This window comes from Streptomyces sp. WMMB303, assembly GCF_029351045.1.
Classification (GTDB): Bacteria; Actinomycetota; Actinomycetes; order Streptomycetales; family Streptomycetaceae; genus Streptomyces.
This window is the reverse complement of record NZ_JARKIN010000001.1, coordinates 3,212,501-3,228,530: the sequence shown is the minus strand read 5'-3', so window position 1 is coordinate 3,228,530 and position 16,030 is coordinate 3,212,501. Positions and strand designations below refer to the sequence as shown.

The following is a 16,030-nucleotide window of genomic DNA, read 5'->3' as shown; positions in this document are numbered from 1 at the left end:
TGCGGTGTGCCGCGCGGTGCGCCGCGCCCTGCCGGACTCTCTCGCGGGCTGCGCCGGGCCGCCGCCCGGTGGCGCCGCGCGGCGGCCCGACGCACCTGCCGGATGCCGGGTGGCGGCGGCGGCCGGAGCCGGCCGCTGTGCGGGGTGCCGGTCGCGCCGCGGTCGCCGTTCGGGTACGCGGCCGGCCGGAGTCACCGGTGATCGTGTGCCCCCTCCAGCGATTCTGTGCCCCGCGTGTGCGACGGGTCCGTGCGCCCTGCGCGCACGTCCTGTGCGGATCGCGTGGGGCTCCCGGGCTCGCCCCTGGTGTCCCCGGTACGCCGTCCGTTCGGGGTTGCGCGGCGGAGCGTCAGGAAAGGTTCCGCCGGACTGCCGCAGCCGTTCATATTTGGCCGAATGACATCGGTCGCGTGTGCGGTGCCGGGCGGGCACGCCGGAGGTATATGCCGCCCGGTGCCCGGAGGTTCCGAGCGCACCCGAGGACGCCGCACGGCGCGAAGCCGCGACCGGATGCGCCGAGGTCTGCGCCCCTCGCACGCCGCCCGCGCGCCACTCTCATGGCACCATGGCCGCAACAGCAGCGGCTGCCCCGGCCGCATCGACAGCGGCTTCTCCGGCGCAGGGCATCCGCACCGGGCGCCCCGCGCGGCGGGGCGAGGCCGCCCGCGCGCCGGGGCACACAGCGGAGCGACGCGAAAGCAGGGCGGCGATGCGTTGGTTGGTGGGGTGGAGCAGCGCCACGGCAACCCCCGACGGCCGCCGCGGCCCCGTCCGCACCGCCAACGGCCGCGGCGGGTACGGTTTCGCCGGTCCCGACGGGTACGGTCCCGCCGGGCCGGCCCCGCACACCGCGCACGTACCCGACGGCCAGGACGGCACCCTCCGGCCCATCGGCGCCCACGTGCTCTGGGGTGGCCCCGATCCGCTGTGGGCCGTCGGCGACTGGCGGCCCGACGAGATCCGCGTCGTCGAGTCCGAGCCGGGCAACCGGCTCGCGGTACTGGGCTGCTGCGGCGCCGACGACGACGAACTGCGGGCCGGACTGATCGCCGCACGCGGCGGAGCCTTCCGCCACCTGACCGCGTGGCCCGGCAGCTACACCGCCGTCGCCTCCGTGGGCCGCCGCGTCACGGTGGCCGCCGACCTCGCAGGCGCCCGGCCCGTCTTCCACGCGCCCTGGGCCGGCGGGACCGCCTACGCGACAGCCGCCCTCCCGCTCGCCGACCTGATCGAAGCCGAACTGGACTTCGGCCACCTGGCCGTCCAACTGGCCTGCCCGGAAGCGCCCGAGGCGCTCGGCGACGGCACGCCCTTCCGCGGCGTACGCAGAGTCCCGCCGGGGCACGCGCTGATCGTCCGGGACGGCGGCAGTCGCGAGATCGCCGGCTACGAGACCTCCGGCTCGCTGGTCGTCGGCGCCCCGCCCGTCGACCCGGAGACCGCGGTCGCGGGCGTGCGGGACGCGCTCGTGGAGGCCGTACGCGCCCGGCTCACCGCACCCCGCCACGCCGCCGGACACGACCCCGACGCACGCGATCCGGGCCCGGTGCCCGGCATGGGCCCCGCCGACCGGCAGCGGGCACGCGGCGGCCCGGCCCCCGGAGTCGGCGCCGACCTCTCCGGAGGACCCGCCTCCGGAACCCTGGCCCTGCTCGCCGCCGGACTGCCCGGCACACCCGGGACCGTCCTCGGCTCGGGTGCGGCCGAAGCGGGAGAGCGGCTGCTGGCCGTCACCTTCAACGACCTCACCCTGGCGGACCGCACCGCCGGCCCGACCGACTCCGCAGGCGCCGACAGCCACCTCGCCGAGCTGGAGCGGGCGCACAGCATCGCGGAGAACCCCCGGCTGCGGCACGTCGTGGTGACCGGCGGCCAGGATGCGCTGCCCTACGCGGACTTGACCGGCGGCCCCCTCACCGACGAGCCGGGCCCCTCGCTGGTGACCGCGGAACGCCACCGCGGCCGGCTCTCCGCCGGCAGCTCGGACCACTTCCTCGGCTCCGGCGCCCGCCAGGTCGTCGACGCGCACCCGGCGCGGCTGGCGGACCTGCTGCTGGACCGGCGCCGCCGCCATCTGGTGCGGCCCGTCGCCGCGCTGGCCCGCGCCGAGGGACAGAGCGGCGGGCAGGCCGCGGGCCGCTCCCTGCTGGTACCCGTCACCATCTACCGCGCGGCGCGCAGGCTGGCCCGCACCTCCTACCGCGACGGGGTGACGGAGGCGGCGGCGCTGCTGCGCGACAGCGCCTTCACCGCCGCCGCCTTCGCGCCGTACCCCGAGGGCGGCGAGAGCGCCGTGGACGCCTCCGTCGCCGCACTCACCTGGTGCCGCCCCGGGCCGGCCGCGCGCTGGCTCACCGGCGAGGCCCTGGCGGAGGTGTCACTGCGGCTGGAGGGCGCGGCGCAGGCCCGCCCCTCCGTCGAACGCCCCGGCGAACGGCGGGCCCGGGCCGCGCTCACCCGCGCCGCCGCCGACCACCGGGTCCTCGAACAGGCGGTGGAGATCCGTGGCCAGCGACTGCACGCCCCCTTCTTCGACAACCAAGTCGTCCGTGCGGCCCGGGAACTTCCCGAAGCGCTCCGGGTGCGCCCGGAGGCACGCGGTTCGATACTGCGGGCCGCACTCGCGGGCGCGGGCGTGCACGAACTCCCGCCCGGCTGGGGCGCCCCCACCCACGGCACGCACCACGCCGCCCTGCGCGCGGGGGTACGCCTGGCCGCCGAGCACCTGCTGGAGCTCTTCCGGGCACCGCTGCTGGCCGAGGCCGGACTGGTGGAGGCCCGGGTCGTACGCCAGGCCGTGCAGCGGGTGGCGCGGGGCGAGCAGTTGCCCGTGGAAGGCGTCGCCGACCTGGTCTCCATGGAGCTGTGGCTGGGCCGGCTGCTGGCCCGGCGCGGCACCTGCTGGACGGGCTCGGCCGCGCCCCGCCACCGCGCCGCCGCCGCGGGCGTCCACCCGGACGGCCGCTACGAACGGATCCTCCCGCCCACCGGAGCATGACGCCCCTCCCGGCCACCGGCGCTCGCCCCCCGTCCACCCGGTGGGTGCCGCCTCCCGCCCACCGCGGGACCACGCGCCGCCCGGCGACCGCGGGGCCGCCCGGCAACTGCCGTGAGCGACCGGCCCCGACCGCAGCGGCCCCGACCGCAGCGGCTCCGATCGGCGCACGGTCCGCTTCGGCGCTCCGCACACCCGCCCCGGACGGTCCTGCCGAAGGAACAGGGCTCCGCACGGAAAATGCATCCGGCGGTTCGGCCCCGACAGGGACAATGGGCCCGTGCGGTATCTGATCCTGGGGGCGAGCGAAGCGCGAGACGAGGCCGGACGGCCTCTTCCGCTGGGCGGGCAGCGACTGCGTGCGCTGCTCGCCGCTCTCGCACTGCGCGCCGGCAACCGCGCCCCCGCCTCCCAGGACACGCTGATCGACGAGGTGTGGGCGGACGTGTCGCCCGAAGCGCGGCCGGAGAACGCTCCGGCCGCGCTGCAGGCACTGGTCAGCAGGCTGCGCCGGTCCCTCGGCAAGGACGCCGTCGAGTCGCTGCCGGGCGGCTACCGGCTCCGGATCGACCCGGAGCGGGACGACGTCGACCTGGTGCGCTTCGAAGCGCTGGCCGCCGAAGGAGAGCGCGCCCTGGCGGCGGGCGAGCCCGAGCGGGCCGCCGCCGTGCTCCGCGAGGGGCTCGCGCTGTGGCGGGGCCCCGCCGTGGCCGACCTGCCGGACGGGGCCTCCGCCGCAGCCCGCGCCGAGGCGCTGCGGCACACCGCGCTGCTGCGCCGCCTCACGGCCGACCTCGCCCTGGGCCGCGCCGAGCGGGTCCTTCCCGAGCTGCGCGAACTCGCCCCCGAACGCCCGCTCGACGAGCCGTTGCAGACGCTCTACCTGCGGGCGCTGCACGAGAGCGGCCGCCCGGCGGAGGCGCTGGCCGCCTACGAGTCCGTACGCCGGGACATGGCCGCCCGCCTCGGTGCCGACCCGGGCCACGAACTGCGCGCGCTGCACCTCGAACTGCTCTCCGCCGGTACCGACGAGGAGCCGCCCGGGCCGGGCATCCGGCGTCCCCCGGGTGCCCGGGGGACGGGCCCGGGGCCGGCTTCGGGGGCTGCCCCTCCGGAGGCTCCGAACGCTCCGTACGGTGTCGCGGCAGCGCGGGACGGCAGGGGGCCGGACTCCGCCCGGCAGCCGGCCGCCGGCCCGCGGACCGGCCCACGGACCGGCCCACGGACCGGCCCGGCCGCGGCCCGCGGCCGGGCCCCGGCCCCCGGCTCGGTTCCGGCTCCCGGTACGGCTCCGCCCGGCAATCTCCGGTCCCGGCTGACCAGTTTCGTGGGACGCGGGGCCGACATCGCCGCGATCCGCTCCGACCTCGACGCGGCCCGGCTCGTCACCCTGATCGGACCGGGCGGTGCGGGCAAGACGCGGCTGGCCGAACAGGTCGCCGCGACCGCGGCCGCCGCTGATCCGGCGACATATCCCGACGGTGCCTGGCTGGTGGAGCTCGCCTCGCTCGACCACCCCGCGTCGGTCCCCGGCGCCGTACTCAGCGCCCTCGGCCGCCGGGTGACCTCGCTGTCCAGCGCAGCGACCGAGAGCGCCCGACCGCCGGCCGGTGAGAAGGATCCGACAGCCCTGCTGGTCGAGCATCTGGAGCAGCGCCGTCTGCTGGTCGTACTCGACAACTGCGAGCACGTCGTCCACGCCGCCGCCGGTCTCGCCGAGACGCTGCTGGCCCACTGCCCTGGTCTGACGGTGCTGAGCACCAGCCGCGAACGCCTGGACGTGCAGGGCGAGACGGTACGTCCGGTCGAGCCGCTGCCGCCGGCGTCCGCCCACCGGCTGTTCGCCGACCGCGCCGCCGCGGCCCGCCCGGGCTTCCGGCCGAGCGCGGACCCGGACGCGGTTGCCGAGATCTGCCGACGCCTCGACGGGCTGCCGCTGGCGATCGAACTCGCCGCGGCCCGGCTGCGGTCGCTCACCCCGCGTCAGATCGCCGGCCGGCTCGACGACCGCTTCCGGCTGCTGACCAACGGAAGCCGCACCGTACTGCCGCGGCAGCAGACCCTTCGCGCGGTGGTCGACTGGTCCTGGGACCTGCTGGACGAGCGCGAGCGCGCCGTCGTACGCCGGCTGTCCGTCTTCGCGGGCGGCTGCACCCTCTCTGCCGCAGAACACGTCTGCGCGGGGCGTATGCCGCCGGCCGCGGACGGCGTACCAGCGGCGGCGGCAGAGGCGCCGCCGGCCGACGGCGGCGCATCCGGGCCCGCCCAAGCGGCAGCGGCGACCGGCGACGGGCCGCCCGGGGCCACCGAGGGGCGCCCCGGGGCCGCTGCGGACTGCCGGACTCCGGCGGGGGCGGGAGGCGCTCCTCCCGCCTCGCACGGGGCCGGACCTCCGGTGCGCGATGCCGAGCCGCCGGCGTGCAGCGTCGAGCCGGCCGAGGACGCCCCGCGCGTACCGGCGTCCGCCCCGCGTGTACCGGAAGAGGACACCGGATGGTCCGCTGCTCCGCGGATCTGTCCGGAGGAGGTACTCGACCTGCTCTCCGCCCTGGTGGACAAGTCCCTCCTCGTCGCCGACCAGCCACCCGAACAGTGCGGCACCGGTATGCGCTACCGCATGCTGGAGACGATCCACGACTACGCCCGCGAGCGCGCCGCCGAGCATCCCGCCGAACGCCGCGCGGCCGAGGCGCGGCACACGGCCCAGCTCCTCCGCTTCGCCGAGGCGGCCGAACCCCGCCTCCGCTCCGCCGAACAGCTCTCCTGGCTGCCCAGGGTGGAGGCCGACCTGGACAACATCCGTGCCGCACTGCGCCGCTCGCTCAGCCGCGGGGACCGGGAGACCGCCGTTGCGTTCGCCCGCGCCGCAGGCTGGTTCTGGTGGCTGCGCAACTACCGCGACGAGGGCGCGCATTGGGTCGAATCCGTGCTGGCGCTGCTCCCCGCCGCCGCGGAGGAGCGCGGCCCGGAGGAGGAGATGCTCCGCCGGGAGCTGCAACTGCTGGACTACTTCCTGCTGTCCGAGCACCACACCCAGACGCTGCTCTCCGACCCCCACCACCGCGCCGTCGCCGAGGAACTGCTCGCCACCTTCAGAAAGCCGGGCCCTGCGGCCGCCCGCTTCCCCGGCATGTTCTGGCCCTTCACCGGCTACCTCGTCGACGGCAACAAGGCCGTGGCCCCGCTGATGGACCTCGCGGTCGCCAACTGCCGCCGCCACAGCGAGCCGTGGGGGCTGGCCGTGGCACTGCTCTTCCGCGCCCACGTGCGGATCGACCGCCCCGGCGGGCTGTCCCTCACCCACGACGACCTGCCCGAGATCGGAGCCCTCGCCGAGAGCACCGGCGACCGCTGGCTGCTGAGTCAGTTGTGCGGACTGCGCGCGGAGACCGCCCTCCAGGAGGGGCGCTACGACGACGCCAGGACGGACTTCGAGAACGCCCTGCGATACGCGGAGCAGCTCGGCGCCCTCACCGAGGTGCCGCTGCTGCTCGCCCGCATCGCCGACGTGTGGTTCCGGCGCGGTGACACGGGGCAGGCCGACCGGCTCGCACAGCGCGCCGTCGCGGAGGCCGAACGCCTGGGCATCCGGGATGCGCTGACGCTCGGTGTCTTCCTCCGCGCGGTCGCCGCCGCCGAGGGCGGGGATCTCGTCTCGGCCCGGGCGCTCCACGGGCAGGCCGAGGAGCACGCCACGGTCGGTTCGCCGCCCGAGATGTTCGACGTCATGCTGCGGATCCTGGATGCCCGGATCACCGCCTCGGAGGGCGTCGAACCGCCGGGGATGGCCGTTCGCAAGATCACCACTGCGCTGCGGCTCGGCCTGGAGGTCGGCATCCCGGAACATCTGGTGGGCCAAGCCCTGCTGACGGCCGGCTACATCCTGCACCTCGCGGGCCGGCACGCGGCGGCGGTCGAGTTCGCCGACGCGGCCCGCCGACGGCGCGGGGAACTGCCCGCGAGTGTTCCCGAACTCCGTCTCGACCGCGCGGTCCGCGGCTACTCCCCGGTCGGCGGTACAGCCGCCCGCCGCCCGCCGCTGACCGGTGTCCGGGCCGTCGAGCGGTTGGAGGAGCTGTGCGGCCAGTTCGGCGCCGACAGCTCGACGGAAGCCGCGCCACCCACCGTCGCGGGGTGACGTTTCACCACCAGCCGCACCGTACGGTCCCCGGTTCCGGAGCTGAGCGTCACGGTGTCCGGGGTGATCTCGACGACGTGGCGCCCGGGCGGCGCCGACGGTGGCGCCGGGCGGGGCGGGGCGGGGCGCGGCGGCGCCGGGCCGGGATCCGGGGGCGGTGTCCGGCGCGGCGGCTCCGGCTGCCCGCCGGGCTCGGCCGCCGCAGCCGGCGCCGGGCTCGTCGCGGCGGGCGGCTCCTTCGCCTCCTTCGGGGGCGGCGCCGGATCGGGCGCGGCAGGTGCGGGTCCCGGCTGGCCGGGCTGCGGAGCCGGATCCGGCTGCCGCGGCGGCTCGTCGGGCGTGCCGGGTGCGGCGGTCGGTGCGGGGCGCCGAGCCTCCGGCTTCCCCGCGGGTTCGTCGGCGCCGCCGCTCAGCGCGTACGCGAGCACCGCACCGGCCGCCGCCACCACTCCCAGTCCGATACCGGCCTTCGCCGGGGCGCCGAGCCCTTCGGAAGCCGCGCCGCCGGTGCCGCTCGCACCGCCGCTGCCTGCCGCCGCGCCGCTGGTCGCTGCCGCGCCGCTGCCCGCCGCCGCTCCGCCGACCGCTGCGCCGCCCGCCGTGGTACCGGTGCCGAGCAGCGCGCCGAACGCCTGGGCGCCGCCGGTCGTTCCGAACCAGCCCACCAGGGCCACCGGCACCAGCAGCCTGATGTGCTCGTTCAGGTCCCGGACCTCCGACGCCGCCTGACGGCACGCCGGGCACTCCTCCAAGTGCCGGGCCAGTCCGCGCTCGGCCCGCATCCGCAGCCCACCGCGCGCATAGGCGCCCAGCCGGTCCGCGTACCGGGCGCACTCACCGCCCTCGCTCGTCAGCGCCTGACTCACATGGGCCTGCAGATACGCCTGCTTGAGGTGCTCCCGCGCCCGGTGGGCCGCCGTCGCCGTGGCCCCACGGGACTTGCCCAGCAGCGGTGCCACCTCCTGCGGCGGCACGCCCTCGACGGCGGTGTGCCACAGCAGCATCCGGTCGTACTCGGACAGGCTCCGGAACGCCCGGACGATCAGCTTCTGCTCCGCCTCCCGCATCGCGCGCACCTCGGCACCGGGCGCCAGCGTCTCACCCTCGCCGCCCGCTGAGCCGGCTGCCGCCTGCGCGAATGCCGCGAAGTCGTCCACCAGCCGCTCGCGGCGCCGGGTCCGTGCCCAGTCCGCCGCCACCCGCCGCACGGAGGCGAGGAGATAGGCGCGGACCGACACCTCGGGCCCCTTGCCGCCGCGCACGGCCTGCAGTGTGCGTGCGAAGACCTCGCCCGTGAGGTCCTCCGCGGTGTCCGCGTCCCGGCAGCAGGTCCGGGCGTAGCGGCGCACCGACTCGGCGTGCCGCCGGTACAGCTCCTCGTACGCCCTGTCGTCGCCCTCCCGCATCCGGGCGAGCAACTCCACGTCGGAGACGCCGCGGCCGCCGCGCCCGCTGCGGACCCCGCGCTCGGTACCGCGGGGAGGGCGGCCGGCCTCACAGCGGCTCCCGTGGTCCTCCGAGCGGCCGGGCCGCCGCCGCTGCTCGGGCACCTGGCGTCCGGCGGCCTTGCCGGGCCGCCCCCGCGCGGAGTCCGGGCCGGACTCTCCGCGCTTCTGCTCCCTGTCACCACCCATAGCCGCGACTTCCGTACTCGCCCTGCGTGCTGACCATCGCGTCAGAGTGGCACAGCCCCGGCGGGACGGAACCCGACAAGCAGACCAACCACTCGTTCGGGTTGTTCCGTACGGTTCTGCGCATGCCGAGGCGGGGCGTCAAGCGCCGAGGCGGGGCGTCAGGCGTCCACGGCTCGCGTGGCAGTCCCGGGCAGCGCGCCGGGCGCCCGCTGCCCGGCGTCCGCGGCAGGCCACGAAGCCGGGCGGAGCGCCGGGCGGCAGACGGCGACCGGCGGGAGCGATCCGGCGGGAGCGACCCGAGGGGACGACCGACGGGAGCGGTGCCGCCGGACGACAGGTTGCTCAGCGCCCGATCAGCGCCCGCCGCGGGAGCGCAGCCCCTCCAGCAGGATGTCCAGCAGCCGGGTCGAGGCAGCGGCCTGCTGCGCCGCGTCGGGCAGCGACGGCGCGGCGGTCGCTATCACCAGCAGCACATCGCCGACGGTCACGTCCGGCCGCAGCTCGCCCGCCGCCCGCGCCCGCTCGACCAACTGCCCGACGACCTGCAACAACTCGATCGCCCCGGGATCGTCCTCCAGCCCGTCGTACGCCGCGCCAGGTCCGCCCTCGGCGGACGCCGCGGCGGCCGGAGCATGCTCCACCAGCCGCAGCTCCGGCTGACCGCCCTCGGCCCGGGCCGGTGCCTCGGCGGACTCGCCCGGCGCCGACGTGCGCTGCGGAGGCACCCGCAGCGCGCTCTCGAGCCGGCCCTCGGCCCGGAGTATCCGGGGCGGCAGCAGCCGTCCGGCACCGGAGGCGACCGAAGTGCGCAGGAAGCGGGAGAGCGCCGACCAGGGTTCCTCCTCCTGGCCCAGCGCGGCCCGCGCCTGTTCGGTCAACCGTGCTGTCTCTTCCTCGGCAATCCGCCTGACCAGCACGTCCTTGCTCGGGAAGCGGCGGTAGACCGTCCCGACCCCCACCCGTGCCCGGCGTGCGACGTCCTCCATCGGCGCGCCGTAGCCCAGCTCGCCGAAGACCTCGCGCGCCGCGCGCAGTACATGCTCCAGATTCCGCTGTGCGTCCACCCGCAGCGGAGCGGTCCGCCTGGCGGTCGCGGTCGCGGTGGCGTGTGCGGTGGCCTGGCTCTCCGCGACGGTCGGGACAGCGGTCGGCGCCGCCCCCGCGCGAGAGCCGTGAATACCCTGAATGCGCATCGTTGTTCCCCCGGTAAATCCATGTCTCCCCCCGGAGACCCCCGCGTCCGCGGGGCCGGGATACGGCGCACTGGTCCAGAGGCCGCACCCATTGAGGTACGAACATAGTTGAGCCCACCCCGAGAGAGAAGAGGGCGTCCGGGCACGGCCCTCCGACAGCCGAACCCCGGTATCGGTCGTACCGCGGCCCGACCCCCTGCTCGCCCTCCTCATATCTGCCGTGACCTGCGCGGACCGCCCTCACTACGACATCAGCGGTACCACGGACGCCCGGCGCACCCTGGTCACATGATTGACGTGTCCTGTGGACAAACGAGGGGCCGAGGGTGCGTCATGGTCAGGTGACGAAGGCCACGAAGGAACCTGCGGAACCCGCGCGCATCCTCGTCGTCGGCGGCGGCTACGTCGGCATGTACACAGCTCTGCGCCTCCAGCGCAGACTCAAGCAGCGCCTCAAGCGCGCCGCCGGCGTGGACGAGGCTGCCGCGCCGGACGCGCCGGACGCCCTGGGCAGCCCGGGCGCGCCGGTCGCCTCGTCACTGGAGTCCGCCGCCGGGGTCGTCATCACGATCCTGGACCCGGACCCGTACATGACGTACCAGCCGTTCCTGCCCGAGGCAGCGGCCGGTTCGATCTCCCCCCGGCACGTCGTCGTCCCCCTGCGCCGCGTACTGCCGGACTGCCAGGTCATCGTCGGCGAGGCGCGCACCATCGACCCCGCACGCCGCGTCGCGCACATCAGCACACTCGCCACGGCGGAGGCGGACGCCGCCCGAGCGGCGGCCCCGGGAGAACACCCCGAGCGGCGGACCCTCGAACTGCCCTACACCGAGCTCGTGCTGGCACCCGGATCCGTCTCACGGACGCTCCCGGTGCCGGGGCTGGCCGAGCACGGCATCGGGTTCAAGACCGTCGAGGAGGCCATCGGGCTCCGCAACCACGTGCTCGAACAGCTCGACATCGCCTCCTCCACCCGGGACCCCGCCCTCCGGGACGCCGCCCTCACCTTCGTCTTCGTCGGCGGCGGCTACGCGGGCGTCGAAGCACTGGCCGAACTGGAGGACATGGCCCGCTACGCCTGCCGCTACTACCACAACATCTCCGCCGACGACCTGCGCTTCCTGCTGGTGGAGGCCAGCGACCGGATCCTGCCCGAGGTCGGAGCCGAGATGGGCGGGTACGCGCTGCGCGAGCTGCGTGCCCGCAACATCGACGTGCGCCTGGAGACTCGTCTGGACTCGTGCGAGGACAGGGTCGCCGTCCTCAGCGACGGGTCCCGCCACCCCGCCCGCACCCTGGTGTGGACGGCCGGTGTCAAACCCCACCCTCTGCTGGCCCGCACCGGACTGCCGGTCACCGCGCGCGGCAAGCTCAAGTGCGCGGCCACCCTGCGCGTCGAGGGAACCGAGCACGCCTGGTCGGCCGGCGACGCGGCGGCCGTCCCCGACCTCACCGCCGACACGGAGCCGACGGACGGCGCGGAACCTCCGCTGTGCGCCCCCAACGCGCAGCACGCCGTACGGCAGGCGCGCTGCCTCGCCGACAACCTCGCCGCGGTGAGCGAGGGACGGGAACCCACCCCCTACCGGCACTCCTACGCCGGATCCGTCGCCTCCCTCGGGCTGCACAAGGGCGTCGCCCACGTGTACGGACGGAAACTCAAGGGCTACCCTGCCTGGTTCATGCACCGCGCCTACCACCTCAGCCGGGTGCCGACCTTCAACCGGAAGGCACGGGTGCTGGCGGAATGGGTACTCTCCGGCCTGTTCAAGAGGGAGATCGTCTCCCTCGGCTCGCTGGAGCACCCCCGTGCCGAGTTCGAATCCGCGGCGGGCACCGTACGGCGCCCCGACGAGAACTGAGGGTTCCACCGGCACGGTGGGCCACACTGGACATGTGACCATGGGTGGGCCCGTGCCTGCGAAGCGTGACCCCGAAGCGGTCCGGAGCGACCGAGCGAACACCGCGAACCACACAAGGAATCGGACGACGTGAACTTCACGCGCTGGAGCGCCCGACTGCCCGGCACACAGCGGCGCACCGCAGCCGCACAGGCCGCGATAAAGGCGCGAGCGCGGTCGGCCGGGATCTCCGGAAGCGGCACGGACGAGGGCGACGGGACAACCCGCCGCGGCAGCGACGGCAGCGGCGCCGCGGGCGGGGAGACGGAAGCGGCCGGCGGGGAACCGCCCGCCGGTCCGCCCGCCGCTCCCGCCGCCCCGCCCGCCACCTCCGACCGCCGGGCGACGCCCGCCCGGCCGGTGCCCGGCCGGGCACCCCACCCGCACGACGACGACTCCGACAACCCCACCGTCCCCGCGGCCCGCAGCCGCCCGCCCGCCGAGGCCGACGGGGGCTCTCCCGCCGCCCCCGGCGGGGAGACCGCACCGGACTCCGCACCGGACTCCGCGTCGAGCCCCGCGTCCGGTCCGGGACCGGACGCCGCGTCGACGCGGGAAGCCCGCCCGACGCGGGGAGCCGCTTCCCCAACCGGCGCCGGAGCAGGCATCGGCCCAGCCGTGGCGGACCTCGAAGCAGGCCCCGGGACGGAGTCCGACGAGGCAGGGTGGCAGCGCAGACGGGCCATCGACGCGCTCCCGGTCCGCGCCCTGCTCGGAGAGGTCCCGGCGCTGGCCGCCGTCGTGCACGGCCCCGAACATCGCATCGCGTTCGTCAACGACGCCTACAGCCGTGTCTTCGGACCCCGCCCCACCGGTGCGGCGGCCCGCGAGGCCCTGCCCGAACTGGTGGAACTCGGCCTGCTCCCGCTGATGGACCAGGTCCGGCGCAGCGGTCGACCACGTACGGTCAAATCCCGCCGCGTCCCACCGCAGCAAGGCGTGCCCGGCGGCAGACGGCGCCCCGGCTACTACACCTTCACCTGCACCCCGATCAGCACCTCGGTCGACAGCGGAGTGCTCATCTTCGCCGCGGACGTCACCGACCAGGTGGAGGCCGCGGAGCGGCTGCGCGCCAGCGAACGCCGCCAGCGCGAGGCCGCCGTCACCCTCCAGCGCAGCCTGCTGCCCCAGGAGTTGGAGCAGCCCGACGACCTGCGGGTCGCCGCCACCTACCAGCCAGGCGGAACCGACGCCGCCGTCGGGGGCGACTGGTACGACGTCATCACCCTCGGCGCCGGCCGCACCGCGCTCGTCATCGGCGACGTCATGGGCCGGGGAGTACGCGCCGCCGCCGTCATGGGACAGCTCCGCACGGCGGTCCGCGCCTACGCGCGGCTCGACCTGCCGCCGCACGAGATTCTGCAACTCCTCGACGGGCTCGCCGCCGAGATCGACGCCTCCCAGATCGCCACCTGCGTCTACGCCGTCCACGACCCCAACGAGGGCTGCCTCAGCTACGCCTCCGCCGGACACGTGCCCATCCTGGTGCGGGACGCGGACGGCACCGTCCTGCGGGCCACCGAGCACACCGGCCCGCCGCTGGGCACCGGCGGCTGGTTGCACACCTCGGGCAGTCTGCCGCTGCCGGAGGGCGCCACCGCCGTCCTCTACACCGACGGCCTGATCGAACGCCGGGACGCCGACATCGACGAGGGCGTGGCGGCGCTCGAACACGCCTTCGCAGGCGCCACCGGCTCGCCCGACATCGTCTGCGACCGGCTGCTGCGCGCCCTGGGCATCACCGAGGACCACGACGACGACGTGGCTCTCCTCGTCTTCCAGCACCCCGCACGGACCGGCCCCGACGCCGAACTGTTCCACAACGCGGCGCTCGACCTGCTCGGCGGCACCGAAGCGGCCCCTCGCGCCCGCGCCTTCGCCTCCGGCGTCCTGGCATCCTGGCGCTTCCCCACCGAACTCCGCGACCTGGGCGTGCTGGCCGCCAGCGAACTGGTCGCCAACTCACTCCAGCACGGCACCCCGCCCATGCGGCTGCTGCTTCGCCGTACCGACCGCCGCCTGATCATCGAGGTCACCGACGGCGACGACCACCTCCCGCGCCGCTGCCGCGCCGAACCGGCCGACGAGACCGGGCGCGGCATCTCGATCATCGCGGCGATCGCCTCGGCGTGGGGGAGCCGCCGTACCCCGGGCGGCGGCAAGTCCGTGTGGTGCGAGTTCGCCCTGCCCGGCACGTAGGCGCATACGGCGGCAGGGGCCTGCGCCCGGACGGACGGGCGGAGCCCGGAGGTCTGACCCGGGGGCCCGGCGGCTCTCGCCGCGCCGGGCCCCCGTCCCGACGGATCCGGACCCGGTAGCTGCTCGCCCCGCGGAACCTCAGTGGACAGCCCCGACAGGCTGCTCCTCGACGACCGGCCGGGTGGACTCTCCACGCGCCACGATGACCGAACCGGGCCGGTCCTCGCGGTCGGTGAGCCGCCGTCCCAGCACCAGGGCCAGCCCGGCGACGCCCAGGCAGCACAGCACCAGCACCACGATGTACGCCGACCAGGCACCCGCCGCGGCGAGCGCCCCGCCCACGGCCGGGCCCACGGCCAGCGCCAACTGCTTCACCAGCGCGAAAGCGGAGTTGTACTGGCCCACCAGGCGCGCCGGAGCCAGATCCGCGACCAGCGGCGCCACCGTGGGTGCCAGCATGGTCTCGCCGACCCCGAACAGCGCATAGGTGCCGATCAGCAGCGCGGTGGCCACGGCCTGCGCCCCGTGCACAAGCCCGGAAGCCCCCGCGGCCAACCATGCGACCGTCCAGATCAGTCCCACCAGAGCCACGACCCGGCTGCGCCGCCGCCGCTCCACCAGCCGCAGCACGACGAACTGCGCCAGCACGATCATCGCCGTGTTGGCAGCCAGCGCGATCCCCAGCGTGGACGTCGAGATCCGGGTGACCTCCACCGCGTACGCCGACAGCCCCGACTCGAACTGCCCGTAGCACCCGAAGAAGATCACGAACCCCAGGACACACAGCAGCACCATCGACCGGTCCCGCAGCAGTACGCCCCAGCCGGAGCTCCGCGCTCCATCGGCTGCCTGGGCGACTTCCTCGGCCGTCGCGGCCGCCGGACGGCTCATCCGCACCGTCACCAGCACCGCGAGCAGCACCAGGAACATCGAGGCCTCGATGACGAACAGCAGGGTGAAGCTCGCCGGGTCGTGCTCGTCGACGAGCATCCCGCCCAGCAGGCCGCCGACTCCGAGCCCGAGATTGTTGAGGAAGAACTGGGTGGCGAAGGCTCGCGAACGGGACCCCGGCGTCGAGCACCGCACGATCATCGTCGCGAGCGCGGGCTGCAGCACGGCGATCCCGGCGCCCATCACGGCGGATGCCACCAGCACGGAAGCAGCACCGGTCGACAGGCCGAAGCCCAGCGCGCCCAGCGCGGCCGAAACGGCACCGACGACGACCATCACCATGGGGCCGCTCCGGTCGATGACGCGCCCGGTGAACGGCAGCACGAGCAGCGCGGCGGCGGCGAACGCGGCGAGCACCGCGCCCGCCGTGCCGTCGCCGAGCTCGCGCACTCGCGCGACATAGACGAAGAGGAACGGCACCGTGAAGCCGTTTCCGAAAGCTGCCAGCGCGTTTCCGAGCTGGATCCGCCGCAGCGCGGCGGCCTTCGCCGAGGACGCCGAGGACGCAGCCGTGGTCAACACTCACCTACCTGAGTCGAGGGGGACAAGGAGTACAGCTACGAAGACTTCGAAGCTAAAGTTCGATCCTAAAGAATACACAGCGCAAGCGTTTAGAGCGAATGAGTTGCCGTGCGATACTGCGCACATGCCGGACCGACAACCGACGCTCGACGAGCAGATCGCCATCTACCAGCGGGAGTACCGCGAGCTCGATCCCCAGGTGGAGAAGGTGGTCAACGCGCTGAGCAGGCTGGACCGCAGGATGAGCGTCGCCTACGGCCGCCAGCTCGCGACGCTCGGTCTCAGCAGCCCGGAGTGGGAGGTCCTCAAGGAGCTCGTCATGGCCGGCAGCCCGTATCAGCTCTGGCCCGGCACCATCGCCAGACGTCTCGGCCTCACCCCGGCGGCGATGACGCACCGCATCGACCGGATGCTCACCCAGGACCTCGTCACCCGAGAGCGTGACCCGGACAACCGGGTCCGCGTCATCATCGGCCTCACCGACACCGGCCGGGAGA

Annotated in this window: 7 protein-coding genes and 1 pseudogene (1 of these 8 only partly in view); 5 read left to right on the top strand and 3 right to left on the bottom strand. The window is 75.4% G+C overall.

Going from position 1 to position 16,030, the window contains the following annotated elements:
- The first annotated feature begins 709 nt into the window (after positions 1 to 709).
- Both P2424_RS14400 and P2424_RS14395 read left to right on the top strand, forming a co-directional pair.
- On the top strand, positions 710 to 2,998 hold the full coding sequence (locus tag P2424_RS14400; protein ID WP_276476145.1) for an asparagine synthase-related protein: 2,289 nt from the start codon (positions 710 to 712) through the stop codon (positions 2,996 to 2,998).
- Between the two features lie 277 nt (positions 2,999 to 3,275).
- Positions 3,276 to 7,133 carry a BTAD domain-containing putative transcriptional regulator gene (locus P2424_RS14395; protein WP_276476144.1) on the top strand — a complete coding sequence of 1,286 codons (3,858 nt, stop codon included), beginning with the start codon at positions 3,276 to 3,278 and terminating at the stop codon, positions 7,131 to 7,133.
- An 89-nt stretch (positions 7,134 to 7,222) separates the two neighbouring features.
- Here the strand turns inward: P2424_RS14395 and P2424_RS14390 are convergent.
- Both P2424_RS14390 and P2424_RS14385 read right to left on the bottom strand, forming a co-directional pair.
- Positions 7,223 to 8,767 (bottom strand): annotated as a pseudogene (locus tag P2424_RS14390) (sigma-70 family RNA polymerase sigma factor); the annotation flags it as partial.
- Between the two features lie 353 nt (positions 8,768 to 9,120).
- The gene (locus tag P2424_RS14385; protein ID WP_276476143.1) at positions 9,121 to 9,960 is read right to left on the bottom strand and encodes a TetR/AcrR family transcriptional regulator; all 840 of its coding nucleotides are present in this window, start codon (positions 9,958 to 9,960) and stop codon (positions 9,121 to 9,123) included.
- Positions 9,961 to 10,301: 341 nt separating this feature from the next.
- Between P2424_RS14385 and P2424_RS14380 the strand changes: the two genes are divergently transcribed.
- A complete protein-coding gene (locus P2424_RS14380) occupies positions 10,302 to 11,822 on the top strand; it encodes an NAD(P)/FAD-dependent oxidoreductase (RefSeq protein ID WP_276476142.1) in 1,521 nt (506 codons plus the stop codon).
- A gap of 129 nt (positions 11,823 to 11,951) precedes the next feature.
- Entirely contained in the window at positions 11,952 to 14,060 is a 2,109-nt protein-coding gene (locus P2424_RS14375) for a SpoIIE family protein phosphatase (RefSeq protein WP_276476141.1), read from the top strand.
- A gap of 138 nt (positions 14,061 to 14,198) precedes the next feature.
- Here the strand turns inward: P2424_RS14375 and P2424_RS14370 are convergent, their stop codons facing one another.
- On the bottom strand, positions 14,199 to 15,533 hold the full coding sequence (locus tag P2424_RS14370) for an MFS transporter (protein WP_276476140.1): 1,335 nt from the start codon (positions 15,531 to 15,533) through the stop codon (positions 14,199 to 14,201).
- Positions 15,534 to 15,657: 124 nt separating this feature from the next.
- Between P2424_RS14370 and P2424_RS14365 the strand changes: the two genes are divergently transcribed.
- Positions 15,658 to 16,030, top strand: partial view of a MarR family transcriptional regulator gene (locus tag P2424_RS14365; protein ID WP_276476139.1) — the 5' portion only. Its footprint extends 164 nt past the window's final position; the window shows 373 of its 537 coding nt (coding positions 1–373); the start codon lies at positions 15,658 to 15,660; its stop codon lies off the right edge, out of view.

Excerpts from the sequence above, each read along its gene's own strand:
- P2424_RS14400 (WP_276476145.1), top strand. The coding sequence starts at position 710 with ATGCGTTGGTTGGTGGGGTGGAGCAGCGCCACGGCAACCCCCGACGGC.
- P2424_RS14385 (WP_276476143.1), bottom strand. The coding sequence starts at position 9,960 with ATGCGCATTCAGGGTATTCACGGCTCTCGCGCGGGGGCGGCGCCGACC.